25 protein-coding genes, 1 other RNA gene and 1 riboswitch are annotated in these 24493 nt (G+C 66.5%); of the genes, 10 read left to right on the top strand and 16 right to left on the bottom strand.

What is annotated here, in order from left to right; genetic code table 11:
• Positions 1–17: 17 nt before the first annotated feature.
• From AB0280_RS07670 to AB0280_RS07645, 6 genes are all read left to right on the top strand, one after another.
• Complete coding sequence (locus tag AB0280_RS07670) at positions 18–1448, top strand: M23 family metallopeptidase (RefSeq protein ID WP_159631595.1); 1431 nt, start codon at positions 18–20, stop codon at positions 1446–1448.
• A gap of 83 nt (positions 1449–1531) precedes the next feature.
• On the top strand, positions 1532–2005 hold the full coding sequence (gene smpB / locus AB0280_RS07665; protein WP_043453530.1) for an SsrA-binding protein SmpB: 474 nt from the start codon (positions 1532–1534) through the stop codon (positions 2003–2005).
• Between the two features lie 73 nt (positions 2006–2078).
• Positions 2079–2447, top strand: a transfer-messenger RNA (tmRNA) gene (gene ssrA, locus AB0280_RS07660).
• Between the two features lie 146 nt (positions 2448–2593).
• Positions 2594–3058 carry a pyridoxamine 5'-phosphate oxidase family protein gene (locus tag AB0280_RS07655; RefSeq protein WP_366366741.1) on the top strand — a complete coding sequence of 155 codons (465 nt, stop codon included), beginning with the start codon at positions 2594–2596 and terminating at the stop codon, positions 3056–3058.
• 57 nt (positions 3059–3115) lie between these two features.
• The gene (locus tag AB0280_RS07650) at positions 3116–6301 is read left to right on the top strand and encodes an HAD-IA family hydrolase (RefSeq protein ID WP_366366739.1); all 3186 of its coding nucleotides are present in this window, start codon (positions 3116–3118) and stop codon (positions 6299–6301) included.
• Entirely contained in the window at positions 6298–7323 is a 1026-nt protein-coding gene (locus AB0280_RS07645) for an ATP-dependent 6-phosphofructokinase (RefSeq protein WP_224026499.1), read from the top strand. The genes AB0280_RS07650 and AB0280_RS07645 overlap by 4 nt, the downstream gene beginning before the upstream one ends.
• On the opposite strand, the gene AB0280_RS07640 is transcribed toward AB0280_RS07645, so the two are convergent.
• Both AB0280_RS07640 and AB0280_RS07635 read right to left on the bottom strand, forming a co-directional pair.
• Positions 7293–8333, bottom strand: a complete 1041-nt coding sequence (locus AB0280_RS07640) for a zinc-dependent alcohol dehydrogenase family protein (protein WP_366366737.1) — start codon at positions 8331–8333, stop codon at positions 7293–7295. The genes AB0280_RS07645 and AB0280_RS07640 overlap by 31 nt on opposite strands.
• Positions 8334–8381: 48 nt before the next feature.
• Positions 8382–8852, bottom strand: a complete 471-nt coding sequence (locus tag AB0280_RS07635; RefSeq protein WP_366366735.1) for a pyridoxamine 5'-phosphate oxidase family protein — start codon at positions 8850–8852, stop codon at positions 8382–8384.
• 187 nt (positions 8853–9039) lie between these two features.
• Here AB0280_RS07635 and AB0280_RS07630 point away from each other — a divergent pair, with 187 nt between their 5' ends.
• Positions 9040–10095: a zinc-dependent alcohol dehydrogenase family protein gene (locus tag AB0280_RS07630; RefSeq protein WP_307488481.1), complete on the top strand. Its 1056-nt coding sequence runs from the start codon at positions 9040–9042 to the stop codon at positions 10093–10095.
• A gap of 55 nt (positions 10096–10150) precedes the next feature.
• Here AB0280_RS07630 and AB0280_RS07625 read toward each other — a convergent pair whose 3' ends face one another.
• Both AB0280_RS07625 and AB0280_RS07620 read right to left on the bottom strand, forming a co-directional pair.
• Positions 10151–10615, bottom strand: a complete 465-nt coding sequence (locus tag AB0280_RS07625) for a pyridoxamine 5'-phosphate oxidase family protein (RefSeq protein ID WP_224026495.1) — start codon at positions 10613–10615, stop codon at positions 10151–10153.
• A gap of 10 nt (positions 10616–10625) precedes the next feature.
• Positions 10626–11735, bottom strand: coding sequence for an acyltransferase (locus AB0280_RS07620; RefSeq protein WP_366366732.1), 1110 nt, complete (start codon positions 11733–11735; stop codon positions 10626–10628).
• A gap of 217 nt (positions 11736–11952) precedes the next feature.
• On the opposite strand from AB0280_RS07620, the gene AB0280_RS07615 reads away from it, so the two are divergent.
• Positions 11953–12936: a S1C family serine protease gene (locus AB0280_RS07615; protein WP_224026493.1), complete on the top strand. Its 984-nt coding sequence runs from the start codon at positions 11953–11955 to the stop codon at positions 12934–12936.
• 58 nt (positions 12937–12994) lie between these two features.
• Here AB0280_RS07615 and AB0280_RS07610 read toward each other — a convergent pair whose 3' ends face one another.
• From AB0280_RS07610 to AB0280_RS07575, 8 genes are all read right to left on the bottom strand, one after another.
• The gene (locus AB0280_RS07610) at positions 12995–13372 is read right to left on the bottom strand and encodes a hypothetical protein (protein WP_159631605.1); all 378 of its coding nucleotides are present in this window, start codon (positions 13370–13372) and stop codon (positions 12995–12997) included.
• Positions 13373–13420: 48 nt separating this feature from the next.
• The gene (locus tag AB0280_RS07605; protein WP_159631606.1) at positions 13421–14131 is read right to left on the bottom strand and encodes a metal-dependent transcriptional regulator; all 711 of its coding nucleotides are present in this window, start codon (positions 14129–14131) and stop codon (positions 13421–13423) included.
• 73 nt (positions 14132–14204) lie between these two features.
• Positions 14205–14963: a class I SAM-dependent methyltransferase gene (locus tag AB0280_RS07600; protein ID WP_366366729.1), complete on the bottom strand. Its 759-nt coding sequence runs from the start codon at positions 14961–14963 to the stop codon at positions 14205–14207.
• A gap of 85 nt (positions 14964–15048) precedes the next feature.
• The gene (locus AB0280_RS07595; RefSeq protein ID WP_366366727.1) at positions 15049–16467 is read right to left on the bottom strand and encodes an aminotransferase class V-fold PLP-dependent enzyme; all 1419 of its coding nucleotides are present in this window, start codon (positions 16465–16467) and stop codon (positions 15049–15051) included.
• A 36-nt stretch (positions 16468–16503) separates the two neighbouring features.
• A riboswitch (SAM riboswitch) is annotated at positions 16504–16617 on the bottom strand.
• A gap of 153 nt (positions 16618–16770) precedes the next feature.
• A complete protein-coding gene (hisN, locus tag AB0280_RS07590) occupies positions 16771–17583 on the bottom strand; it encodes a histidinol-phosphatase (protein ID WP_159631609.1) in 813 nt (270 codons plus the stop codon).
• Between the two features lie 44 nt (positions 17584–17627).
• Positions 17628–18743: a ribosome small subunit-dependent GTPase A gene (rsgA, locus tag AB0280_RS07585; RefSeq protein WP_366366725.1), complete on the bottom strand. Its 1116-nt coding sequence runs from the start codon at positions 18741–18743 to the stop codon at positions 17628–17630.
• Positions 18727–20115, bottom strand: coding sequence for a 3-phosphoshikimate 1-carboxyvinyltransferase (aroA, locus tag AB0280_RS07580; protein WP_366366723.1), 1389 nt, complete (start codon positions 20113–20115; stop codon positions 18727–18729). The genes rsgA and aroA overlap by 17 nt, the downstream gene beginning before the upstream one ends.
• A 6-nt stretch (positions 20116–20121) precedes the next feature.
• Positions 20122–20670 (bottom strand): DoxX family protein, encoded by a 549-nt coding sequence (locus AB0280_RS07575; RefSeq protein WP_159631612.1) that lies wholly within the window; start codon positions 20668–20670, stop codon positions 20122–20124.
• Between the two features lie 236 nt (positions 20671–20906).
• On the opposite strand from AB0280_RS07575, the gene AB0280_RS07570 reads away from it, so the two are divergent.
• On the top strand, positions 20907–21719 hold the full coding sequence (locus tag AB0280_RS07570; RefSeq protein WP_159635361.1) for a sigma-70 family RNA polymerase sigma factor: 813 nt from the start codon (positions 20907–20909) through the stop codon (positions 21717–21719).
• Entirely contained in the window at positions 21716–21976 is a 261-nt protein-coding gene (rsrA, locus tag AB0280_RS07565) for a mycothiol system anti-sigma-R factor (RefSeq protein ID WP_056334975.1), read from the top strand. The genes AB0280_RS07570 and rsrA overlap by 4 nt, the downstream gene beginning before the upstream one ends.
• 104 nt (positions 21977–22080) lie before the next feature.
• On the opposite strand, the gene AB0280_RS21525 is transcribed toward rsrA, so the two are convergent.
• The 4 genes from AB0280_RS21525 to AB0280_RS07550 form a co-directional block, all read right to left on the bottom strand.
• Entirely contained in the window at positions 22081–22155 is a 75-nt protein-coding gene (locus AB0280_RS21525; protein WP_369299106.1) for a 50S ribosomal protein bL37, read from the bottom strand.
• Positions 22156–22272: 117 nt separating this feature from the next.
• Positions 22273–22887 carry a PadR family transcriptional regulator gene (locus AB0280_RS07560; RefSeq protein WP_224026488.1) on the bottom strand — a complete coding sequence of 205 codons (615 nt, stop codon included), beginning with the start codon at positions 22885–22887 and terminating at the stop codon, positions 22273–22275.
• Positions 22887–23726, bottom strand: a complete 840-nt coding sequence (locus tag AB0280_RS07555; protein WP_224026487.1) for a DUF4097 family beta strand repeat-containing protein — start codon at positions 23724–23726, stop codon at positions 22887–22889. The genes AB0280_RS07560 and AB0280_RS07555 overlap by 1 nt, the downstream gene beginning before the upstream one ends.
• A gap of 84 nt (positions 23727–23810) precedes the next feature.
• Complete coding sequence (locus AB0280_RS07550; RefSeq protein WP_141160025.1) at positions 23811–24410, bottom strand: GDSL-type esterase/lipase family protein; 600 nt, start codon at positions 24408–24410, stop codon at positions 23811–23813.
• Positions 24411–24493 lie beyond the last annotated feature (83 nt).

Below are 24493 nucleotides of genomic sequence, written 5' to 3'. Positions count from 1 at the left end.
CCGACCGAGGAATGCCCATGAACGTAACTGATCAGACCTTGCACCGCCCCCGGCACAGCCGCGGGCGGACCGCTGCCCGCCGTTTGGGGATCGTCAGCGGCGTGCTCACCATCATCCTTTCCGCCGGGATGGCCGTTGCCACCCCTGTCGCTTTCGCAGACGACCTCGAAGACCGCAAGGCTGCGCTCGAAGCTGAAGCTGCCCGTGTCCAGGCGTCCCTGGAATTTGTCGATTCCCGGATTGCCAAGGCCGCCGGTGACCTGGTGATCTACCAGGGCCAGCTGCCGGGTGCCCAGCAGGCGCTGCTTGAAGCCCAGGGGCGGGTCGCCGGCGCGGTCAAGGAAGTCGAAGCCCTGTCGGCCCGCGTGGACATGGCCCAGCAGAACAAAGCCAAGATCACCCAGCAACTGGAAACAGACAAGCAAAAGATCGCGGACACGAAAAAACTGATCGGGCAGATCGCCACCCAGGCCTACAAGTCCGGCGGCGTTCCCTCCAACTTGTCGCTCTTCTTCGGTTCCAACAGCGGCAGCAGCCTGACCGAAACCATGGACCTCGCGGACCAGGCCATGCGCAGCCAAAACGCTGCCATGGACAAGCTCAGCCAGCAGAATGCCACCAACGTCAACTCCGAAGCACGGCTTCAGGCCGTCGAAGCGGAGATCAAGGACCTTAAGGCCAAAGCAGACGCCGCGCTGGAGCGGGAGAAGGCGGCCCGCGATGAGGCTGCGGCCAAGAAGGCCCAGGTTGACCAGCTGATTGCCGATACCACCCGGCTCGATGCCGAGCTCCAGGCGGCCAAGCCCGGGATCCAGGCGCAGCTGGCCGGTGTCCAGGCCAACCAGAACCAGGTGGCCAACGAAATTGCTGAACGTGACCGCAAGGCCCGCGAGGCGTGGGAAGCAGAACAGCGCCGGCAGGCTGAGGCCGCAGCTGCAGCCGCTGCCGCCGCAGCCGCGGCAGCGAACCGCCCCGCCCCGCCCGTCCAGCCGTACGTACCGCCGGCGGCCGGCTCGCCGTCGGCCTTTGGCCTCCGCCATCCCTTTGACGGCAGCATTCCCATCACCTCCGGCTTTGGATACCGCACCACTCCGCCGGGAACGATCGACTTCTACGGCACCGGCGGCTACATGCATACCGGCATCGACTTCGGTGCCGCCTGCGGCACCCCCGTGTATGCGGCGGCTGCCGGGGAGGTCTTCAGCTCCGGGTGGAACTCCGCCGATGGTGGCGGGTGGCGCGTCAAGATCGATCATGGCGTGATGCAGGGCAACACCCTGACCACCATCTACTACCACAACTCGAGCATCGTGGTTTCAAACGGGCAGCGGGTCTCGCAGGGCCAGCTGATCGCGTACTCGGGCAGCACCGGCAACTCCACCGGCTGCCACGCCCACTTCGAAACCTGGCTCAACGGCAGGGCTGTGGACCCCATGGGCCTGCTCTAGGGGACAAGCGCCGCTGCCGTAGACTTGTATAGCTCCGGGCCGAAGGCCCGGAGGCATCCGACCTGAACCCGAGGAGTTTTCCCGTGCCTAAAGAAAGTGGCCGTAAGGTGGTGGCCACCAACCGCAAGGCCCGGCACGACTATCACGTGCTGGACACTTACGAGGCCGGCATCGCACTGATGGGCACCGAGGTGAAGTCCCTGCGCGAGGGCCACGCCTCGATGGTGGACGGATTCTGCACGTTCTACAACGACGAACTGTGGATGGAAGCGATCCACATTCCCGAGTACAACCAGGGCAGCTGGACCAACCACGCTGCGCGCCGCCGCCGTAAGCTGCTGCTGCACCGCGAGGAGCTCATCAAGATTTCCCGCAAGGTCCAGGAAGCCGGTTACACCATCGTGCCGCTCCAGCTGTACTTCGTGGACGGCCGGGCCAAGGTGGAAATCGCGGTGGCCCGCGGTAAGCGTGAGTATGACAAGCGGCAGACGCTGCGGGAACAGCAGGACAACCGTGAGGCCCAGCGCGAGATGCGCGAACGCAACCGCCGCCGCTAGGAATTATTTCGGCAGGGCGTGCGTTAGTATGGATAGTCCGGCAGGCTTGCCAGCCGGTTTGGTAACAAAATACGGGGATGATCGGTTTCGACGGTGTTAGTCGCGACAGGTGAAGCGGGCCGAGGATGCAGAATTATCTCGTAAACGCTTTCTGCAAACCAATAAGTGCCGAATCTAAGCGCACTGACTTCGCTCTTGCTGCCTAAGCAGTAAGACAGTCCGTCAGCCCGGGGTTGCTATCGCCCCGGATCCTGGCGTCATTTAGATAGCCACTGCTGTTGGCTCCCGTCATCGGAGTAAACGGGACTTTTAGATGACTGGGCCCGGATCAGCCAGCTGTTTGCGGCATGGCTGGGGCCGAGAAAATCCGACGCAAACTGCGCCCGGAGAAGCCCTGACAACACGACATCGGACGGGGGTTCAATTCCCCCCATCTCCACCCCGGGCGGGCCGGACGTCCACAGGATGTCCGGCCCGCTTCGTAAAACACCCCGGTCTTCGGACCGGGGTGTTTTTCTTTGCCAATGATCCACGTCCGGGCCAAAATGCTCTAGCGGGGTGGCCCGGCAGGCCGGTACCGTCCACTCCATGCACAACGACCCGCCGCAACCGCCCACTGAAGTACTGGACGCCGGAACATGCTGGGACCTCCTGCATGGAGTGTCCGTCGGCCATCTAGCCGTGCTGGTGGACGGATATCCGGAAGTCTTCCCCGTCAACTACAAGGTGGATCAACAGTCGGTGATCTTCCGCACCGGGGAAGGAACCAAGCTGCGGGCCGCCGGGGGACCACTCGCCGTCGCGCTTGAAGCAGACGGCCATGACGACGTCCAGGCGTGGAGCGTGCTGGTCAAAGGCCAGGCCGTCATCCTGGAGCCGTCAGAGGAGCTCCTGTCCGGGGCGGGCCTCACGTTGTTTCCCTGGCAGGCCGGAGAAAAGGACCACTTTGTCCGAATCGTCCCCACTTCCGTCAGCGGCAGGCGCTTCACCATCACGTCCCCGCTGACCTGGTGGAACCACGTGGGGCAACGTGCGGGCAGGGACTCTGCGTAGCCGGCGGCGGGCCCATCGGCCCTTTGCTGAACGACTCCTTGCTGGTAGCACTGACCTATGATCGCGTCCCCCACCGCCGCCGCTGCCAAGCCTCCGTTCGACGCCGTCATTTTCGACTTGGACGGGGTGGTCACCAACACGGCCCTGGTCCACCATGCCGCATGGAAGGACGCCTTCGACCGGATCCTGCAGGACCCGAGGATTCCATCCGGTACCAACCGTGCCCCGCTCAGCAGGTCGGACTACCTCACCTTCATCGATGGCATGCCCCGCGAGGAAGGCGTGGTGCGGTTCCTGGCAAGCAGGGGAGTGCATCTTGAAATAGGCCAGGAGACAGATGAGGCCGGAACCTGGACCGGATTCGGCCTGGGCCGGTGGAAGAACGCCCTGTTCCTGGAACACCTCCAGCGGGATGGCGTCCAAAGCTACCCCGGAACGCTGCAACTGCTGCAACGGCTCGCACGCGCGGAGGTGCCAACGGCCGTCGTCACGTCAAGCCGGAACGCCGCGTCAGTTCTGGCGGCAGCGGGCATACAGGGCTTCTTCACCGTGGTGTTGGACGGAGCGGCGGCGGCACGTCTTGGGCTGCAGGGAAAGCCGGCACCTGACGCTTTCCTTGAGGCGGCAGCCAGGCTGGGAGTCGCTCCATCGCATGCCGTGGTGATTGAGGACTCCGCTGCAGGCGTTGAGGCAGGGCGGCGGGGCGGTTTTGGCCTCGTGGTGGGGATCGACCGCACCGGCAACCGCAGGCAGCTCGAAGCCGCGGGCGCCGGAACAGTCCTCAACGACGTGGGAGAGCTGGACCTGGGCCAGGTCATCGGCAATGCCTGGCACCTCGTGTTCGAAGGTTTCGACGCCGCCCACGAGGGACACCGGGAAGCCCTGACCACCCTTGGCAACGGTTACATGGGCGTCCGTGGGGCGGCGCCGGAGGGTGGTCCGTTCAGCTACGCAGGAATGTACCTCGCCGGCGTCTACAACCGTGTCAGGGCAAAGTCCGCCGACGAGATGCTGCTGGAAGAACACATGGTCAACGCACCCGACTGCCTTCCCCTTGATCTTCGCCTGCCCGGCCGGCAATGGTGGTCGGAAGGCGGCATGGCCGTGGTGCGCGAACGGAGGGTCCTGGACCTCAAGAGGGCGGTGCTGGAGCGAAGGCTGTTACTGGAGGGGCCGGACCGGCGGCGCCTGGAAGTGGTACAGACCCGCTTTGCGTCCATGGCCGAACCCCACCTGCTGGCCCTTCAAACGGTTATTACGGCACTGGGCTGGAGCGGAGCAGTTGAGGTCCGCAGCGGAATCAATGCCGGTGTCCGCAATGCCAACCTGCCCGAACGCGCCCAAGGATCCGATGTCCACCTGGCAGACAGGACAGCCCCGCCGTGCCCGGACCAGGACCTGCCCCCGGACGCCGCCTCCGTCGTCGAAGTTGAAACCACCCAAAGCCTGATCCGCATCGCCGCAGCCTACCGGACCCGTGTTTCTCCTGGGGCGGCCGGAACCGAGGTGGGCAGGAAAGGGGCTTTCCACTTCCGGACCCTGCGGCTCTCCCTCGAGGCCGGTATCCCGGTCCAGATCACCAAGACGGTGGCGGTGGTGACGTCCCGCGACCGGGCCATCGCCTCGCCGGAAACGGGGGCCCGTGCGGTCCTTGAGCGTACCGGCGGAAACTTCGATGCATTGCTGGCGGCGCACGAGGAGGCATGGCGGCGCGAGCTCCGTCCGTTCCTGGTGGAGATTGACGCGCCGGTCCAGGTGCGGCTGGTCCTCAACCTGCACATCTTCCATCTCCTGCAGACATTGACACACCACACGGCTGAACTGGACGCCGGCGTTACCGCCCGCGGCCTGCACGGCGAGGGCTACCGAGGCCATGTCTTCTGGGATGAGCTGTTCGTCCTCCCGGTACTCACCTCAAGGACTCCCGATATTGCCCGCTCAGTGCTCGATTACCGGTGGCGCCGGCTTCCGGCGGCCCGGCACGCGGCTGCCACGGAGGGACTCGCAGGCGCGAAGTTCCCGTGGCAAAGCGGAAGTGACGGGACCGAAGAAACCCCAAAATGGCTGTACAACGACAGGTCCGGCAGGTGGGTGCGGGACCACTCGCACCTGCAGGTCCACTCCGGCCTGGCCGTGGCCTTCAATGCCTGGCAGTACTTCCAGGCCACGGGAAACAAGATCTGGCTCCTCCAGAAGGGGGCTGAGCTGGTCATCGAGGTTGCCCGGTTCTTCCACTCCCTGGCGGCCTACGACGACCACGGCGGCAGGTACCACCTGCGGGACGTGGTGGGTCCGGACGAGTACCACACGGGCTATCCCGGCCGCGACAAACCCGGGCTGGATGACAATGCGTACACCAATGTCATGGCGGCCTGGGTCTGCTCGCAGGCAGCAGGCATCATGTCCTTCCTGCACGGCAGCGAGCGTGCCGGACTCATGGAACGCCTTGGAGTCAGCGAGGAGGAAACAGCCGGGTGGGCGCACATGGGAACCGCCATGTACGTGCCCTTTCACAGTGACGGCGTGATCAGCCAGTTCGAAGGCTACGGGAACTTGCAGGAACTCGACTGGGAACACTACCGGGACCGGTACGGCGACATTGAACGGCTGGACCTGATCCTCGAGGCTGAGGACGACGCAACCAACGGCTACAAACTGGCAAAGCAGGCGGATGTCCTGATGCTCCCGTACCTCCTGGGCCATGAAGGGTTGATCGCCATCCTCCAGCGGCTGCACTACGGCTTTACGCAGGAACAACTCAACCGGACCATCGAGTACTACCTGGCCCGGACGGCCCACGGGTCCACGCTGAGCCGGGTGGCACACGCCTCTGTCCTGGCAGGCCTGGATGCGGACCGGGCATGGGACAGCTTCCGGGAAGCGCTCGACGCCGACCTCGACGACACCCAACACGGCACCACCCGCACGGGTATCCATTTAGGTGCGATGGCCGGAACCATCGACGTGGTCCAGCGCAGCTTTGCGGGGCTGCGGTTCAGCGGCGACACCATCCTGTTCGCTCCCAACCTGCCGACGGGGCTCCGTGCGGTAGCCTTTGAGGTCCTGTACCGGGGCCACCGCCTCCGGGTCAACCTTAAGGACGGGCACATGAGCATCGCTTCCGCACCCGGTGACGCCGGCCCCATCACTGTGCACGTGTCCGGCAATGATGTGGTCCTTCCACCCGGCCAGACCCGGCAGTTCCCCATACCTGTAAAGGATCCGGGGGTGGCGGCGTCATGAAGAGGCTGGGGATCCTCACCAGCGGGGGTGACTGCCCGGGAGTCAACGCGGTTATCCGGGGAGCCGTGCTGGGCGGTGATGTTGCGCATGGGTACGAATTCCTGGGATTCCGGGATGGGTGGCGTGGTGTCCTGGAACAGGACGTTGTTCCGTTACCCCGGACGAGCGTCCGGGGTATTTCGCGCCTGGGCGGAACCATCCTGGGCACGTCCAGGACCAATCCGCTGGTGGAGAAGGGGATCGACGGCGTCCGCGCCTGCGTCCAGCGCAACGGCCTCGACGGACTGATTGCCATCGGGGGAGAGGGCACCTTGGCGGCAGCCCGCGAGCTGTGCGGACAGGGCATCAATGTGGTGGGGGTGCCCAAGACCATCGACAATGACCTCGGCGCCACGGACTACACGTTCGGCTTTGATACGGCGGTCCAGACTGCCACCGAGGCCATCGACCGCTTGCGGACTACAGGCGAATCCCATCACCGGTGCATGGTTGCCGAAGTCATGGGCCGCAATGCGGGCTGGATAGCACTGCATTCGGGAATGGCCTCCGGTGCGCACGCCATCCTGGTGCCTGAGCACCCCGTGTCCCTGGACCAAATTTGCTCGTGGGTACTTTCCGCCCGTGACCGTGGCAGGGCGCCCCTTGTCGTCGTGGCCGAGGCCTTCGCGCCCGAGGGCCACCCGGCCCCCTACTCTCCCCGTGGCCTGGATACCTTCGGACGGCCGCGCCTGGGAGGCATCGGACTGCTGCTGGAGGGGGAACTGCAGATGAGGACAGGCATCGAAACCCGGGCCACGGTCCTGGGCCACATCCAGCGCGGTGGCGAACCCACGGCCTTCGACCGTGTCCTTGCCACCCGGCTGGGGCTGGCCGCCGTCGAGTCCGCTGCGGCAGGAAGGTGGGGCACCATGGTGTCGCTTCGGGGCACCGACATCGTCAACGTTGGCCTCGAGGAAGCGCTGGGGGCACTGAAGGTGGTGCCGGAGGCGCGCTACCAGGAGGCCGCTGTCCTGTTCGGCTGACTGTCCTCCGGCCGGATCCGCAAAACGGCGGATCCCGTAATCCTGTCGGCTGCCAGGTCTTCCAAAGCTCTGTCCGCAGCATCGAAAGGGTAGGCCGTAGTGGTGATGGACAGGGAAAGCCGCGCCGCGAGGGCCAGGAACTCACGCCCGTCGGCCCGGGTATTGGCTGTCACGCTGCGCACCTGGCGTTCGAAGAAGAGCTCCCTGCCGTAATCCAGGGAAGGGATGCCGCTCAGGTGGATCCCGGCGATGGCCAGGGTCCCGCCACGGTCCAGGGCACGCAGCGCGACCGGGACCAGACCGCCCACCGGGGCGAAGAGAATGGCAGCATCGAGCGGTACCGGCGGGCTGTCGTAAGCGTCTCCCGCATACTCAGCACCCAACTCCATTGCGAGCGCCCGGGCATTTTCGGAACGCGTCATCACGAACACGGAGGCGCCCTGCTTGAGCGCGAGCTGGGCCGTGATGTGCGCAGAGCTGCCGAAGCCGTAGATGCCCAGGCGCCCGGCAACGGGCAGGGCGGCGCGCTTCAGGGCCCGGTATCCGATGATCCCGGAACAGAGCAGCGGCGCGGCCTGTTCGTCGGTGAAGACCGCGGGTACCGGGTAGGCAAAGTCCTCTGAGACGGTCATCTGCTCGGCATAGCCGCCGTCCCGGTCCCATCCGGTGAACACCGGTGCTACGCACAGATTCTCGTCGCCGCGGCGGCAGTAGTCGCAGCGGCCGCAGACACCGCCCAGCCATGCTACCCCGACCCTGTCACCGGGCCTGAAGCGGGAGCAGTCCGGCCCCGTTTCAATGACGACGCCGACTGCTTCGTGCCCGGGCACCACCTGCGGGTGCCGCGGAGGCAGGTCTCCCTCGGCGAGGTGGAGGTCGGTGCGGCAAACGCCGCAGACGCTCACTTCCACCAGGATTTCACCGGCTGCTGGCCGGGGCGCGGCGCGGATCCCCTGTACCAGTGGATGGGTGGATATGGCGCCGGGCTCATTAACCCACCATGCGCGCATTGTTTCTCCTGCCCGGAGCCTGCAGGCCCGTGGCTCGCGGCGGCCCGCTTACTCGAAGCCGGCCCGGGTCGCGTCGTCCAGGGGGCTCTGCCACAAAAGTGGGGCGTTCATGGTGAAGCGCCGTCCCGTTACCGACTCCGGCGTGATGCGGATGAAATGCTCCTGCCCCACGCCCTGCCAAGGAAACAGGGCCCGCCGGATGTCATCAACGTCAGGCCCTGTCGGCACTGTTTCAACGGCCTTGCCCTTGACTACGACGCTCCACGCAAGGCCGAACTGTGCGCTGACAGCATCTGCTTCCAGCGCCACGGTGGCGTCCGACTCGATGGCCTGCTGCTTGGTGCCGGCACCGGTGCGGAAAACCAGCGTTTGGCGGTCCACCTTGTAGTTGACGGGAAAGACGTCGGGATGGCCGTCGGCGATGACGGCCAGCCGCCCCACCCCGGTTTGGCCGAGGAGGGTCCAGCACTCTTCCGCATCGAGGATTTCCGGGACAGGTACGTTCGTGTTGTCAGTCATAGGCCACAGCGTAGGCAACTCTCCGGCATCCGGAAAGGGCATAAAGGCCCGGCGAAAAAGGGAGGACCTATGGCACTTGGGACCCGCCCGGCCCGGTGGGACGCTGTGGGATGCCTGCTGGGGCTGCACAGTCCGCGCAAGCCGCCCGGCATGCCACAGGGCCGGCCTTCAGCCTAAGGAGAATCCCATGAAAGCCCTCGTCTACGGCGGACCCGGGGAGAAGTCCTGGACCGACGTCCCGGACCCCAGAATCCAGCAACCTGGTGACGCCATTGTCAAAGTCGACACCACCACCATCTGCGGCACGGATTTGCACATCCTCAAAGGTGACGTTCCCGCCGTCGAACAGGGGCGCATCCTGGGCCATGAGGGCGTGGGAACCGTTGTGGAAACCGGTCCGTCCGTCACCGGACTGAAGCTGAACGACCGCGTCATCATCTCCTGCATCAAATCCTGCGGCCACTGTGCGAACTGCAGGACGGGACTTTATTCGCACTGCCTGGGAGCCGAGGGCCAGGAAGGCACCGGCTGGATTTTCGGCCACCTGATCGACGGGACCCAGGCGGAATATGTCCGGGTCCCCTACGCCGAAAACTCGCTGCACCTGCTGCCCGGGGGCGTCAGCGACGAGCAGGCGGTGATGCTGTCCGATATTCTTCCCACCGGGTTTGAAATCGGCGTCCAGTACGGTCGGGTGAAGCCAGGCGACACTGTGGCGGTGGTCGGTGCCGGGCCCGTGGGACTGGCGGCGATCACCACGGCCGGGCTCTATGGGGCGGCCACGGTCGTAGCCATCGACCTGGACGCCAACCGCCTCCTCAAGGCCACGGAGTTCGGCGCCACGGACACAGTTCTCTCGGGCAGCGCTGACTGGAAGGACCAGGTCATGGCCCTGACCGGAGGGCGCGGCGTCGACGTCGCCATCGAGGCCGTGGGCGTCCCTGCAACCTTTTCCATGTGCACCGGGATAGTGCGGCCCGGCGGATCTGTGGCCAACGTCGGGGTGCATGGAAAACCAGTGGAACTGCATCTGGAGAATCTATGGATCCAGAACATCAACATCAGCATGGGTTTGGTGAATACCAACACCACGCCCATGCTGCTCAGGCTCGTGGCGCAGGGGAAGATCAAGGCGGAGAAATTCGCCACGCACCACTTCGGCTTCGACCAGTTCCTCGACGCCTACGACACGTTCTCCCGGGCTGCCGAGACCAAGGCGCTCAAGGTGATCCTCACATCGTGACGTCCTGGCTGGAACTGCACAGGCCTGGCGGGAACTGCGGAGGGGCTGCCGGGACCTAGAGCCAGTCCGCGGAGAAGTCGACCGGCGGCCACCACCGCGTGCGCGACCGCACGGCAAAACGCCGCCCGGTGATGTCCGTGGGGGTAATGGCCACCAGATGGTCCTTGATACCCGGCTCCCACGGTTCCCGGTCGGCATCGGCGTCCGGCAAAGCCATCCGTTCCTCATCGAAGGGTTCCGGCCTGCCTTTGGCCACCACGCTCCAGACCTCCGTGGCGTACGGATTGAGCCCGTCCACTTCCAGGGCTGCAACTGCGCCACTGAGCAGGGCTCGCAGCTTGGTGCCCGGTGCCGTGCGGAACACCAGCGTTTCCCCGGCAACGGAAAAGTTCACCGGAAAGATCTCGGGCACGTCACCGTTGATGACTGCCAGCCGGCCGATGTAGGAGGACCGAAGATACCGCCAGCATTCGTCGGGATTCAACAGTTCGGTCCGGGACCCGGCAGGCGAATCAGTCATGCTACCGATCCTAGAGCCTGGACAGCAGCCGCGCACGGGTGGGCACAGGACCCGGCATGGCGCCCGGACGTTGGAACAGGAACGTCAACCCGCATCTCCTGAAGAGGGATTCGACCCCCACGCAGGCGGCGATGACGGCCGCGGTCAAGGCAAGCGGGTAGACCAGCGCGATGGGCAATGACTTCGAGATGGCCGGCCCAACCGGCGACAAAGGGCCGTGGAAAGCCAGCACAAGGAAATCCATGATGGGCGTGTGCAGGAGGTAGATGCCAAGCGTGCGCCGCCCAATCCACGACCCTGCCACCGCAATGGGCCGGTACCTGGTGACCGCACTGATCATCGCTACCAGTGCAATGACAGCGGCCAGTCCTTGAACTATGAAGACGGCCTGATCGAGGCCGGGGTGGATCTCCGGCAGCGCCATCAGGGCAACGAAGGCCGGGAGTGACACCGCGAGACAGCGCAGCCTGCGGGCGCCCGCGATGTGCAGGAAGATGTTCTTTCCGTAGACACCGGCGGCGAAGAAGACCGCAAGCTCCGGGACTTTGCCCCACTGGCCGGCGGTGCTGTCTACCAGCACGGCGGTGATGATGCTCAAGGCTGCAAGAGCGGCCAGGACCACCGACGACGGGAGTTTCCTGCAGAGGGCCAGCAGCGGGACGTAGACGGCCAGGGCGTAAATGAACCAGAGGGGAGTGTCCGGGGCGATGAGCTGCAGGAAGAAATCGCCGGCAGAGCCAACCCGCTGCGGCCGCGGCGAACCCGCCAGGACGACGCTGAGCAGTGCATAGAGAAGCAGCCATACGGCGTACAGGTAGTAGTTGTTCAGGCTGTACTTCCACGCCCTGCCGTTCCCGAACCCGTTGCGGACCTTGGAGGCGGCAAGGATTCCGGAGACGGCAAGGAGCAGCGGCATGCGGACCGAGCCAAGTCCGGTGGCCACCATGTCCCAGAAGGTGAACGCTACGCTGGCCTCGTGCTCGAAGCGGAGGAAGTGCCACAACCCAACGTGGAAGAGCACCACCGCGACGACGCACAGGCCCCGTGCCGCATCAATCCATTCGACGCGGACCTTTGCCTGCTGCTCCGCAACGGCTGGTCCGTGGTTCCCCCGTGACATTGCCCCAAGCTAACAGCGAGGCAGCAGGTATTTCTCTACTTGATGGAATATTGAGGGCGTTGAGGGTACCCCCGCACAAAGTGCAGCGTTACCCCCCACACCGTTCACCGAAGGCGTAGCCGGCGCGGGACTGGAATCGCGCCCTGCATCGTTGACTTCCGTAAGGCCCCTGAGGGCACCCGACCGCCGAGAGCGGAACTGAATCCGGAGGTGCGCCATGGAACAGGCGCAGGAACCCATGCCAGCGGACACAGGCGACGTCCTGGACTCCTACTCGCAGACGGTGATGCGCGTCGCGGCAGCAGTCACGCCCCACGTCGCAGCCATTGAAATGACGGCGCAGCGCCGCAACGGACGGGTCAGGGTGGGCGCAGGCTCCGCGGTCCTCTTCACCGAGGACGGCTACCTGCTCACAAACTCCCACGTGGTGGCCGGCACCCGGCAAGGCTTCGCGGTCTTTGGCGACGGCAGCAGGATGGAGCTGGAACTGGTGGGCGCGGACCCGTTGTCAGACCTTGCCGTGGTGAAAGGTTCGCGGCCCGGAATCCGGCCTGCGGAGTTCGGCGCGGCGGAATCGCTCCGGGTGGGCCAACTGGTGGTGGCAGTGGGAAACCCGCTGGGACTGGCCGGTTCGGTGACCGCGGGGGTGGTCAGCGGCCTGGGCAGGGCCATTCCGGTTTGGTCGGGCGGTAACCGGCGGGTCATCGAGGACGTCATCCAGACGGACGCGGCCCTGAACCCCGGAAACTCCGGCGGTGCGCTGGCGGACACCCACGCCAGGATCGTGGGCATCAACACGGCCGTGGCCGGAGCCGGCCTGGGGCTGGCGATCCCGATCAACGCCACCACACGCAGGATCATCTCCGCTCTCCTGTCAGACGGGAGGGTGCGCCGCGCGTACCTGGGCCTGGTAAGCACCCCCATGCAGCTCGGCTCGAGCGCCGTGATCCGCACCGGGCGGCGGCAGGGGCTCCGGGTGGTCGAGGTGCTGCCCGGTTCGCCCGCAGGCAAGGCAGGCCTGTCGGCAGGGGACGTCATCGTCACAGCCGGCGGCCGTCCCGTCAGCAACGCCGAAAGCCTGCAGCGCCTGCTGTTCGCCGATGCCATCGGCCGCCCCCTCGACCTGGCCGTGCTGCGGGACGGCGCCGAGCTTCACCTGACGGCTGTTCCGGAGGAAATGACGGCCAACGGCGCTGGATAAGGGTCGACGGCGGCCCGGTACCGTGGGCGGGCACGTCCGGAAGGCGAAGTACGAAAGGCTACTGGCTGACCGGAGGCGCTTCCACGTCAGCGATGCCCACGAAACGCGTCCCCACGCCGTCGTACTCGCTGCGGACGCAGCCGGGGCGCACGGCGGGAACGTCCGAAGGGGCGTGGTGCCCGCACACCACGTAGGTGAAGTCCGGCCACCACTTCTTGGGCCGGGCGGCTTCCTCGTACCCGCAGACGGCGCATTCCAGGTGTACCCAGACGGGCCGTTTGCCGGTGCGGTTGGCCCGTGACTGCACCAGCCAGGGCGGGGGATTGTCCATGATGCCGCGGAGCTCGTCCTCCGACATCCATTTCGGCAGGCCGTGGCGCTGTGCCATCTCAAGGGGAACATCAAGGGTTATTGCTGCGTCGCGTCTGCTGATCATCACCTTCCACCATACGGGAGCCGGCCAAATCGGCAGAGGACAGCCCGCTTAACCGCCGAGGACGCAGCCCGGGTGCGGGGTGTCGCTGGAGACCCACAACGCTGAGGCGATTTCGTCAGCAAGGTCGTAGTCGCGGGTGCCGCCCGAACCGGCGATCCGGACCATCAGCGCGCCGCCAAACGGCCGCCGTCCCATCACCTCGACTTCGGCGTCGAGGTCGATGTCCTGGGCGGCGAGGTACCGCAGGAGCTCGGGGTTGTCATCGCTGATCCTGGTGATCTTGCCGCTGTGTCCCTGGTCCAGCGCGGCGAGCAGGTGGGCGCGCGGCATCAGGACCTGGCCGTCCGCGGTGGGGATGGGGTCGCCGTGCGGGTCCCGCTTAGGGTCCCCGAGCTTGGCGGCAACGCGCTCGATGAACGTATCCGACACTGCATGCTCCAGCTGTTCAGCTTCATCGTGGACCTCGTCCCAGCTGTAGCCGAGCCGCTGGACGAGGTAGGTCTCGATGAGCCGGTGGCGCCGGACCATGGACAGGGCCAGGCGCAGGCCGGCCTCGGTCAGCGTGACGGCGCTGTAGGGCTTGTGGTCCACCAGGCCCTGGTCCTTCAGCTTCCGGACCATTTCCGAGACCGAGGAATTTGCCACTCCCAGCCGCTGTGCCAGCTGGGAGGACGTGATGGGCTTGTCCTGCCATTCGGTGAATGAGTAGATGACCTTGACGTAGTCCTCGATCGAGGAGGAGGGCGCGCTGGTCTTCACATGCCCAAGCCTACCGGTTTGGCCGGTGCGGCAGAGTGCGCCGCTTCGGCCACCCCGCCGCAGACCGCGTGCGTCATGCCTTGGTGGCGCGCCAGGCCAGGGTGAGGTAGGGAAGGTCAAGTTCCTGGCCGGGGGCATGGGCCAGGTGCTCGTGCAGGTACCAGTCCAGGTTGGCCAGAACTTTTGCCCGCGTCGCCTCACCGGCCCGAAGGTAGTAGCTGCGCGACTTGGTGAGCTCCATCAAGTGCCCGGTGGTCACCCTGTCCTGCCAGTGGGTGACGTGACCTTCGAGCCGGTGGAATTCTGGCCCGACGACGGGCTTGTGGCCGGGCCGGTACACATCGCCGGCGTGCATGATCCGGGAGAGCCGGTGCACCCAGGGGACGGAGGTGTCCAGCTGGTTCCAAACCAGGCCAAGTGTTCCGTGCGGGCGCAGGACGCGCGCCAGCTCGGTGCTTGCCGCCAGGGGGTCGCACCAGTGCCACGCCTGGGCAAGGGTCACGACGTCGAAGGCAGCGTCGGGAAGGCCTGTCGCCTCGGCAGTCCCCGGCGCAGCCGTGGCGGCGGGGCAGTGGGCCTTCAGCTGGGCGAGCATGTCCGCAGAGGGGTCGACGGCGGTGACGTCCAGCCCCATGGCCAGCAGCAATGCGGTGAACTTTCCCGTACCGGCGCCGACGTCCAGGGCGTCATGGGCTCCGGCCGGTACCAGCCACCGTGCAGATTCCGCAGGATAGCCGGGACGGACCCGCTGGTAGTGGCGGCCGCCGTCCTGGAAGCTCTGCCCGAGCTCCGTGCGCCGGCCGTGATCAAGCCTGGGGCCACCCCGAACCACGCGTGGCCTCCTTCTGGTGCTGCTTGCGGATGTCCTTCGAATTTACCGCATGCCCGGCATCAGCAGGCAGCCGCCGCCCCGCCGCCTAGTCGTCCAGGCAGGGGGCTGCTCCGGCCGTCCCGGGGGTATTGGGCGCCCAGTGCGGGTAGGTGCGGAAATCATTGGCGGGCACCCAGCGGCCCGCATCCACCACGTAATCCCATCCCAGTCCGTTGCTGCGCAGCGTCCGGATGCCGGCGAGGAGGCGTTCGGCGTCTTCCAGCCGCGAACCCACGCCGAAACTTGCCCGGAGGGAGCCGGACGGCAGGCCCAGGCGCTTCAGCAGGGGATGGGCGCAGAAGCGGCCGTCGCGCAGGCCCACCCCGTGCTCTGCGGAAAGGTAGGCGGCCACCAGCCCTGCGTCGTAGCCCTCGACCGAGAAGTTGACCACGCCGATGGTGTCCGTTTCCGGGTTGGTGTCCTTGAAGATCTGGTGGACGGTGACGCCGTCGATGTCCTGCAGGCCCTCCACCAGGAAGGAACGGATGGCGGATTCGTGGGCGTGCCACCGGTCCTGGTCGAGTTCGGCGATGACCTGGGTGGCGCGGGCCAGGGTGGCGGCGCCGAGGACGTTCGGCGAGCCCCCCTCGTGGCGGGCCGGGCCGGTGGCCCAGCTGACGCCGTCGAGCCGTGCTTCCTTGACCGCCCCGCCGCCGGCGAGGTGCGGGACACCGGCGTCCAGCCAGTCGGGACGTCCCACCAGGACACCCGCGCCGAACGGCGCGTACAGCTTGTGGCCGGAAAAGGCGAGGTAGTCGACGTCGTCCGCGCTGATGTCCACCCTGCGGTGCGGCGCGAGCTGGGCCGCGTCGACCACGATCCGGGCGCCGTGCTGGTGGGCCAGCGCGGCCAGGGCCCGGATGGGAAGAATCTCGCCGGTGACGTTCGAAGCGCCGGTAACCGCCAGCAGGCTGACGCCGCCCTGCTCCAGTTCGGTCCGGACGGCGTCCAGGGTGCCGGTGATGGTGTCGGCGGCAACGATGCTGCGGTGCGGAACGCCCTGCCACGGCAGGAGGTTGGCGTGGTGTTCGATGTCCAGGTAGAGGACCTCGCCGTCATGCCGGCCGTCGGTCACGGGAAGGCAGCCGGCCAGGAGGTTCAGCGAATCGGTGGTGTTGCGGGTGAAGATGACCGAATCGTCCGGGCGGCCGCCCACGAAGTCCCGGACGATGCTGCGGGCGTTTTCGTACACGGAGGTGCTGATCTGGGATGCGTATCCTGCCCCGCGGTGGACGCTCGCGTAGTAGGGGAGGATCTCGTTCAGGTACGCGGACACTACGGAAAGTGCCGGGGCGGACGCGCCGTAATCGAGGTTGGCATACCGCACGTGGCCGCCGGAAATCAGGGGGGCCTGGATTTCCGCGCCGGTGACGGCGGCGAGCGGACGGCCGGCTGCGGCGTGGCGTGCATCGGGGACGCCGGATTCGGCAATGGCGGGCTGGGGGGAGACGGTGGCAGTTGTCACAGAGACCTCACTTGAATACAGGACTCCGGCACAGGGAATCCGCGCTTGCCGCATCCACTCCGGACCGGCCTGGTCGTCACCCGGGGCACCCCGCCGCGAATGGAGGGTTGCCGGCCAGCAAACCGGGGTTTTGCGCTGGCACTCGTGACCTGCATAAAAGCGTAGGACATGGGGCGGCCAGGATTGAAGCCGCGGCAATTGTTAAGGGCTTTGTTACGCAATATCGAATAAACGACGCCGGACACCCCCGTCTGGAGGTGTCCGGCGTCGCAATATTCGCCTAAGGGGGCCAAACCGTGGCAGTTACAGCAGGTCGTCCAGGTACGGGTTGAGGCGGTGCAGCACCTCTGAGTGCAGGATCGAGTTGGTGGCCAGCGCGTTCCCGCCGAACGGTCCGTCCTCGCCTTCGAGGGAAGTGAACCGGCCGCCCGCCTCAACCACGATCGGCACCAGCGCAGCCATGTCGTAGAGGTTGAGCTCCGGTTCGCAGGCAATGTCCACCGAGCCCTCTGCCACCATGCAGTACGACCAGAAATCGCCGTAGGCCCGGGTCCGCCAGACGTCTTCGGTCAGCCCGAGGAACTCGTCGAGGTTGCCGCGTTCCTTCCAGCCGCTCAGGCTGGAGTAGGAGAGGGAGGCGTCGGAGAGGCTGGACACGTCGGAGACGCGCAGCCGGGTGGCAGCTGCCAGGGACCGGCCCATGTACGCGCCCATGCCCTTTGCCGCCCACCAGCGCTTGCCGAGGGCCGGGGCGCTGACCACGCCCACCACAGGCTCGCCTTCATCCACCAGGGCGATCAGCGTGGCCCAGACCGGGACGCCCCGGACAAAGTTCTTGGTCCCGTCAATGGGATCGATGATCCAGCGCCGTGAACCGTGCCCGGTGCTGCCGAACTCCTCACCCAGGACGGCATCGCGGGGCCGGGAGCGGGAGAGCTGGCCGCGGATGGCTTCCTCCGCTGCCTTGTCGGCGTCGGTGACGGGCGTCAGGTCCGGCTTGGTCTCAACGTGGAGGTCCAGGGCCTTGAAGCGGCTCATGGTCTGGTCATCCACGGAGTCGGCCAGGACATGGGCCAGGCGCAGGTCATCGTTGTAGCTCGAAGCGGGTTGGATCATGGTTACAAACTACCGTCTGTGGACGCTTCTGCCGGGAGAACGCGTCAGTTGACGCTGCCGAGCTCTTTGGTTTCCTGTGCGTCCATGCGCGGGTCCGTGCCGAGCAGCCGCCGGAGCGATGCCAGGCGTGCCGGGCCGGTGGGACCTGCGTGTCCGCCTGCCACCCAGTCGTCGAGGCCGCAGTTCACCGCGTTTGCAGTGTGCTTGCACCCGCGTTCACAGTTTTCGATGCCGGGGGACAGGTCGGGGAAGGAGCGCAGGATCCGGTCCGGGTCCACGTGTGCCAGTCCGAAGGAACGGATACCGGGGGTGTCAATGATCCAGCTGCCGGCCGGCGCGTCCGCCAGGCGCAGGGCCAGGGCCGACGACGACGTGTGGCGGCCGCGCCCCGTGACCGCGTTCACTCCGCCGGTGGCCCGCTCGGCGCCGGTCAGCGCATTCACCATGGTGGACTTGCCCACGCCGGAGTGCCCCAGCATCACGGTGACCTTGCCGTCGAGATGGGCGCGGAGGTCGGCCACCGCCGCGCTGTCCAGCCGGGCGGAGAGGCCGTCGTCCGACCGTGCATCGATCCCGGAGGCCTGTGCATCGGCGGTCCGGCTGATGATCACCGGGAAGCCCAGGTGGGTGTAGTTGGACAGCAGCTCCGCGGGGTCTTTCACGTCGGCCTTGGTGACCAGCAGGATCGGCTCGATCCCGGCGTCATAGGCAGCCACCAGGGCGCGGTCGATGAACCCGGTGCGTGGTTCCGGGTTGGCGGCCGCCACCACAATCACCAGTTGGTCGGCGTTGGCCACCACGGCGCGCTCGACGGGGTCGGTGTCGTCGGCGCTGCGGCGCAGGAGGGTGTGGCGGTCCTGGATTTTCACCAGGCGGGCAAGTGTGTCCGGTGCCCCGGACACGTCCCCCACGAGTGAGACGAAGTCGCCGGCAACCACGGGCGAGCGGCGCAGTTCGCGGGCCCGCGCCGCGATGACAACGCGTTCGTTGCCCGAGTCTTCGCCCACCACTGCCGTGTACCGGCCGCGGTCCACCGTGATGATCCGTCCGGTGACGGCATCGTCATGGCTGGGCCGGTCCTTGGTGCGGGGCCGGGAGCCTTTCTTGCTGGGGCGGATCCGGACGTCTGATTCGTCCCAGGAGTCAGTGCTCCGCGCCACTGCCGCGCCCTTCCGGCCCCGGGGTCCCGGCAGCATCCTGGGCCAGCATGTTTGTCCACAGTTGCGGAAAGTCGGGCATGGTCTTGGCTGTGGTGGCGATGTCCTCCACCTGGACGCCGTCCACCGCGAGGCCCAGGATTGCCCCGGCCGTGGCCATGCGGTGGTCGGCGTAGCTGTGGACTACGCCGGCGTGCAGCCGGGCGGGCCGGATGACCAGGCCGTCGCTGGTTTCCTCGGCGTCGCCGCCGAGCCGGTTGATTTCCGCGACCAGGGCCGCCAGCCGGTCGGTCTCATGTCCCCTGAGGTGTGCGATCCCGCTGAGCCGGGAAGGCCCCGTGGCAAGGGCGCACAGGGCCGCGACCGTAGGAGCCAGCTCACTGGTGTCAGCGAAGTCACCGCCCTTGATCTCCGGGCCGCCGGTGACGGTCAGGACGCCGTCAGCAAGGGAGACGGTGGCTCCCATCCGGGCCAGGATGCCGCGCCAGAGGTCGCCCACCTGCTGCGTTTCCAAGGGCCAGTTGGGGATGCGGACCGTACCCCGTGAGGCCAGGGCCGCCGCCAGGAAGGGCCCGGCGTTGGAGAGGTCCTGTTCAATCCTTTGGTCGAAGGCGCGGATGGGTCCCGGTGCCACCACCCAGTGGTTGGGGACAGAATCGTCCACTGACACGCCGGCGCCGCGCAGGACAGCCACCGTCATGTTGATGTGGTCCAGGCTCGGCACAGGCTTTCCGACATGCTCAAGGTGCAGGCCCTCGTCGAATCTCGCTCCCACCAGCAGGAGGGCGGAGACGAACTGCGACGAGGCGCTGGCGTCGATCACCAGGTGGCCACCCCGGACTGCGCCGGTGCCCTCCACCACGAACGGGAGCGACGACGGCGCGGTGCCGTCTTCGGCGGAAACGGCCACGCCCAAGGCTTTGAGGGCTTCGATGATGGTCCCCATGGGACGCTTCCGGGCATGGGGGTCGCCGTCGAACACACTGGCGCCGTTGCGGAGCGCTGCGAGCGGCGGGACGAACCGCATGACGGTGCCGGCAAGCCCGCAGTCGATCCTGGTGGCGGACGGCGCGGCTGCCGCCGGGAGCGGAACAACCTCCAGGTCAGGCCCAAAGGATCCGTCCCCTGGCACTTCGGTGATGGTGGCGCCGAGCTGCCTGAGCGCTTCGATCATGAGTGCGGAGTCCCTGGAGTGCAGGGGTTCCCGGAGCCGGGACGGGCCGTCCGCGAGGGCCGCGAGGACCAGGTACCTGTTGGTCAGGGACTTCGATCCGGGGACGGTCACGGTGGCGTTGACGGGCCGGGACGCGAAAGGTGCGGCCCAGTGCTGGACGGGTGTTCCGGAGGTGTCCCGGGTGGCAGCTGCTGCGGTCATTCGTGCTTAGGCTCCCGCGGCGTGCTCGACGGCGCGGCGTACGGCCTTGTCCGCCTTGTTCAGCTTCTTGGTGGTGGTCCGGCGGGCGTCGGCGGCCAGGTGCGAAGCGTTCCGGCGGGCGTCGGCGGCCAGGTGTTCGGCGCGCCAGGCGAGGCCGGGCTTGCCTGCAGTGTCCACGGAGGCGAGCAGGGCGCCGCCACTGAGGGAGAGGTTCTTGAGCAGCTGGTTCCTGCGGCCTTCGCGCCCTTCCTTGCTGCTGATGTCCGCGCTGCGCCACTCAACGAAGGTGTTCAGGAGGGAAACCACGGTGAGCAGGCCGGCCGAGAGCCGGGAGAACTTGCCAAGGCCGAACAGGACGCCGGCTCCCACCTGGGTTCCGCCGATGACGCGGGCCAGGGTCTTCTCGTTCGTCTGGAAGGGAAGCGAGGCCGCAGCCTTGCGCAGCAGGGGTGAGAGCTGCTGTGCAGTGTCGTCGGAGTTCTTGAGCTTGTCCAGTCCGGCAAGAACGAAACTGGAGGCGAGCATGGGCCTGGCGAGCGTGCGGACAAAGGACATGGATTTCCTCCTGGATGGACGAACCGCGGCGAGCGGCGGAGTCGGTCCTAGTCTTGCACTTTTGGGGAATATTTGCCCGCGGGAGACGGTTATGGCTGTCGGGTCTGAAGGATGGGCCCGGCGATCAATCACCCGATACAGAGCGGAGTTGGGCCTTGCGGAAGGTGTTGGACGGGACCAGACAGGCGGGACCGGTGGCAGTGGACAAGCTGGCCACCGAGCCGCCCGGGTACGGCATGCCCCCGGCAGGGCGGCTGACAGTAGACTTGAAGGCGATGAGCACCCTGGATCCGGCCGTCGCGGCCATGTATGAGGCTTCTCCCGGCGAAGCGAACGGCAGGGAAGGAACGTCACCCCTGGCCGCAGGGCCGGCGGATGCCGGTCCGCCGGCCGTTGACGCGGACGCCGAAGACAGCACCGTGGACGTTGCCACGGAAAGCGTGGAACAACGCCGCCTTCGCTTTGAGCGGGACGCCATGCAGTATGTCGACCAGCTGTACTCCGCGGCGATGCGTATGGCCCGGAACCCGTCGGACGCGGAGGACCTGGTCCAGGAGGCCTACACCAAGGCTTTCTCGGCATTCCACCAGTACAAGCCCGGCACCAACCTCAAGGCGTGGCTCTACCGGATCCTGACCAACACGTACATCAACCTGTACCGCAAACGGCAGCGTGAGCCCCTGCAGTCCAACTCGGACAGCATCGAGGACTGGCAGCTGGCCCGGGCGGAATCGCACACGTCAAGCGGACTGCGTTCGGCCGAGGCTGAAGCCCTGGACCACCTTCCGGATTCCGACGTCAAGAGGGCGCTGCAGGACATTCCGGAAGAGTTCCGCCTGGCGGTCTACTTCGCGGACGTGGAGGGCTTCGCCTACAAGGAAATTTCAGACATCATGAACACGCCCATCGGCACCGTGATGTCCCGGCTCCACCGCGGCCGGCGAATGTTGCGGGACATGCTCGCGGAATACGCCGCCGAGCGGGGATTCAAAACGGCCGCGGATGCGTCGGATGCGGCAGGAAGCAAAGCACAGGAGAACAGGAAATGAGCGACTGCCAGGGATTGGGCGACTGCGACGATACCCGGATGCAACGCATCTACGAGTACCTTGACGGGGCACTGACCCGCGAGGATATTACGGAAATCAAGAACCACCTTGATGACTGCCCCGAATGCACGGAGCAGTATGACCTCGAATGCGTCATCCGCAACATGGTCAAGCGGTCCTGCACCGAATCCGCACCGGACAACCTCAAGAACGCCATCCTGGACCGGATCCACGCGATCCGTCCCGTGGAGGCGTAGGTACCGGACGCGGTAACGCCCATCAGGGCCGAAGACAGCAAAGGACCCCGTAAGCCGAGTGGCTTGCGGGGTCCTTCACTTGAACCGTAGTCCCTGGCATTTGCCTAGGTGTTGGGGCGCTTCCCGTGGTTCGCGCCGCCACGCTTACGGTCACGACGCTTGCGTGCACGCTTGCTCATAGCTGGCCTCCTTACTGTTGGTACTCAAAAGAGCTGCCCTCAAGTCTCCCACATGATCTGGCGCCCCGCGAACCGGGAAACGGCGGATGACCTGCGGCAGGGCTGCGTGGCGGGGTGCTAGGGCTGGAGGGTGCCGCGGATGGCCGCACGGGCGTCGTCCAGGGCCGTCCTGACCGTCTCCAGCGTCATGGGGCTGATGGGCCGGTGCATGGCCTGGCGCCGCAGGTCCGCGCGGAGCTCGTCGCGGAAATCCTGCAGCAGCAGTTCTGCCTCCCTGAGCGGCTGCCCCCTGCGCGCCTGCGACTGGCCGCTTCCCGGCGGAGTGGTGGCCGAGGCAGCCGCGGCACGGGCTGCCTCCGCCGCTGCCGCAAGGTCGCTCCGGAACCCCCGCATGCTGCTGCGGATGTCCTCCCTGAGGGTTCCGGAAAGCCGTTGCACCGAGGCTGCGATGTCATTCTCAACGCCCGCCAGGTCCTCGCGGCGCCGGTTCAGTTCAGCAAGGCCGGCGGCGGTGATGCGGTAGTTGGTGCGCCGTCCCGCCGGCTCGGTGGACACCAGTCCGTCCTCTTCGAGCTTGCCCAGCCTGGGGTAGACGGTTCCCGCACTCGGTGAATAAGTCCCGCCGAACCGGTCCTTGAGCGCCTTGATGAGCTCGTAGCCGTGCTTGGGGCCGCTTTCGAGCAGGGAGAGGAGATAGAGGCGCAACGCACCGTGTGCGAAGACGGGAGGCATCAGCGTTCAGCTTCCCCAAGGGAGTCGACGGGCGCCGGTGCCGGTTCGTGCGAGATCGAGGTTTTGCCGGACACCGAGTTGGTCCGGACAAGCATCAGCTGCCCATCGGGCCCGGCAATCGTCTCCACCTTGCCGTTCGTAAGGAGGCACTGGTGGCCGTCCAGGATCACCGCCCCGCCGGCGGACTTGGCGACGATGTCGACGCCCACGTCAGCGGGCAGGCGGATGGTGAGGTCTCCCGAGACGGAGTTGGAGCCAAAATCCTGCGTGAAATCGAGCAGCTCGAAGCTGAGGTGTCCGCTGACGGTGTTGGTGCGTACATGGCTGAAGTGGCCGGACGCAGTGACTTCACCGGAGATGCTTTTGGCGGTAAGGACACCCCGGTGGTTCCTGACGGCCACGCTGCCGCTGACCGTGTTGACCTGCAGTTCGCCGGAGGTGCTGTCCGCAGTGACGGAACCCGCCACGGTGTTGAGCCGGACATGGGCGGCAATACCTGAGACGGTTCCATCCCCCCTCACGGTTCCGGCTTCCACCTCCACTCCGCGGGGAACGGCGACGGTGATGACGGCGGAGTTGTCGCTGGTGTGGTTGACGGTCTCCATGAGGTTCTTGAACCAGCCCTGCGCACCGTGCAGTTGATGCCGGACTTCCAGCCTGCCGCCGTTCAGGGACACCGCCACGGGGTCGCCGTGGACCTCGGAGAATTCCAGGCGAACTGCGGGTGCGTCGTGCTCGATGATCTGAAACCTGCCCCCGACCATGCCTAGTTTCACGGACGTCACGGCGTCCACGTCGATGGTCTGCGGGCTGGCGACTGTCCAGTTTTCTCCGGCCATGGTCCCCTCCAAAGGCGATATATCGCGTTATCGCTCCAAGGTATCGCCGCCCGGTGGCGGGGTCAAGATATATCTCGAACGGCGCTACTGGGGCGCGTCCATGCCCAGCCACTGGAACCAGCCGCGGTGCAGCACCAGCCATGCCATGAGGCCATACCCGGCCTGGCCTGGGGTTCCGCCGTTTGCGGCGAGGTCCTGGCGCCACTGTTCGTGGTTCAGCAGGGGCGAGAACGTGTCAACGTAGAGGTGCTTGCGGCGGGTGGTCACATCCGCGAAAGCGGTATTGAGTTCGTCCAGCCGGCGGTTCTGGGCGGGGTCCAGGGTGGGGGGTGGCCCCACGACGAATACTTCGATCCGGTTCTGGGAAGCCGAGTCCAGGATATTGGCCAGGTTCAGCCGGCTCCGTGCAGTGGAGAGGCCGAACTCGATGTCGCGGCCCGAAAGGCCGATGACCAGCCGGTTCTCCGCCTGGGGGCTGAATCGCCTGCCGGCTTCATCCAGCCAGCGCGCAGCGAGGCCTTCCGTACCTTCCTGCGGGCAGGGGAGGGCATAGCTTTCGAGCAGCATGCCGTCCTGGGGAGTGCGGGCCAGGACGCGGCCCAGCCAGCCAAGTGCCCGGGGATCGCCCAGTCCGGCCAGCAGTTCGTCTCCTACAGCCGCGATCCGCAGCTTCCTGTCTTCCACGCGTTCCTCTTTACTTCGGTACGGGTTACTTCGATACGGCCGCTGCCATCGTTGCCGCCGCAGCTGCGGCGGCGCGGGGAGGC

This window comes from Pseudarthrobacter sp. 902506025 (genome assembly GCF_040702325.1).
GTDB lineage: Bacteria > Actinomycetota > Actinomycetes > Actinomycetales > Micrococcaceae > Arthrobacter.
The sequence above is the reverse complement of the archived record's forward strand: the minus strand, read 5'-3'. Positions and strand labels throughout refer to the sequence as shown.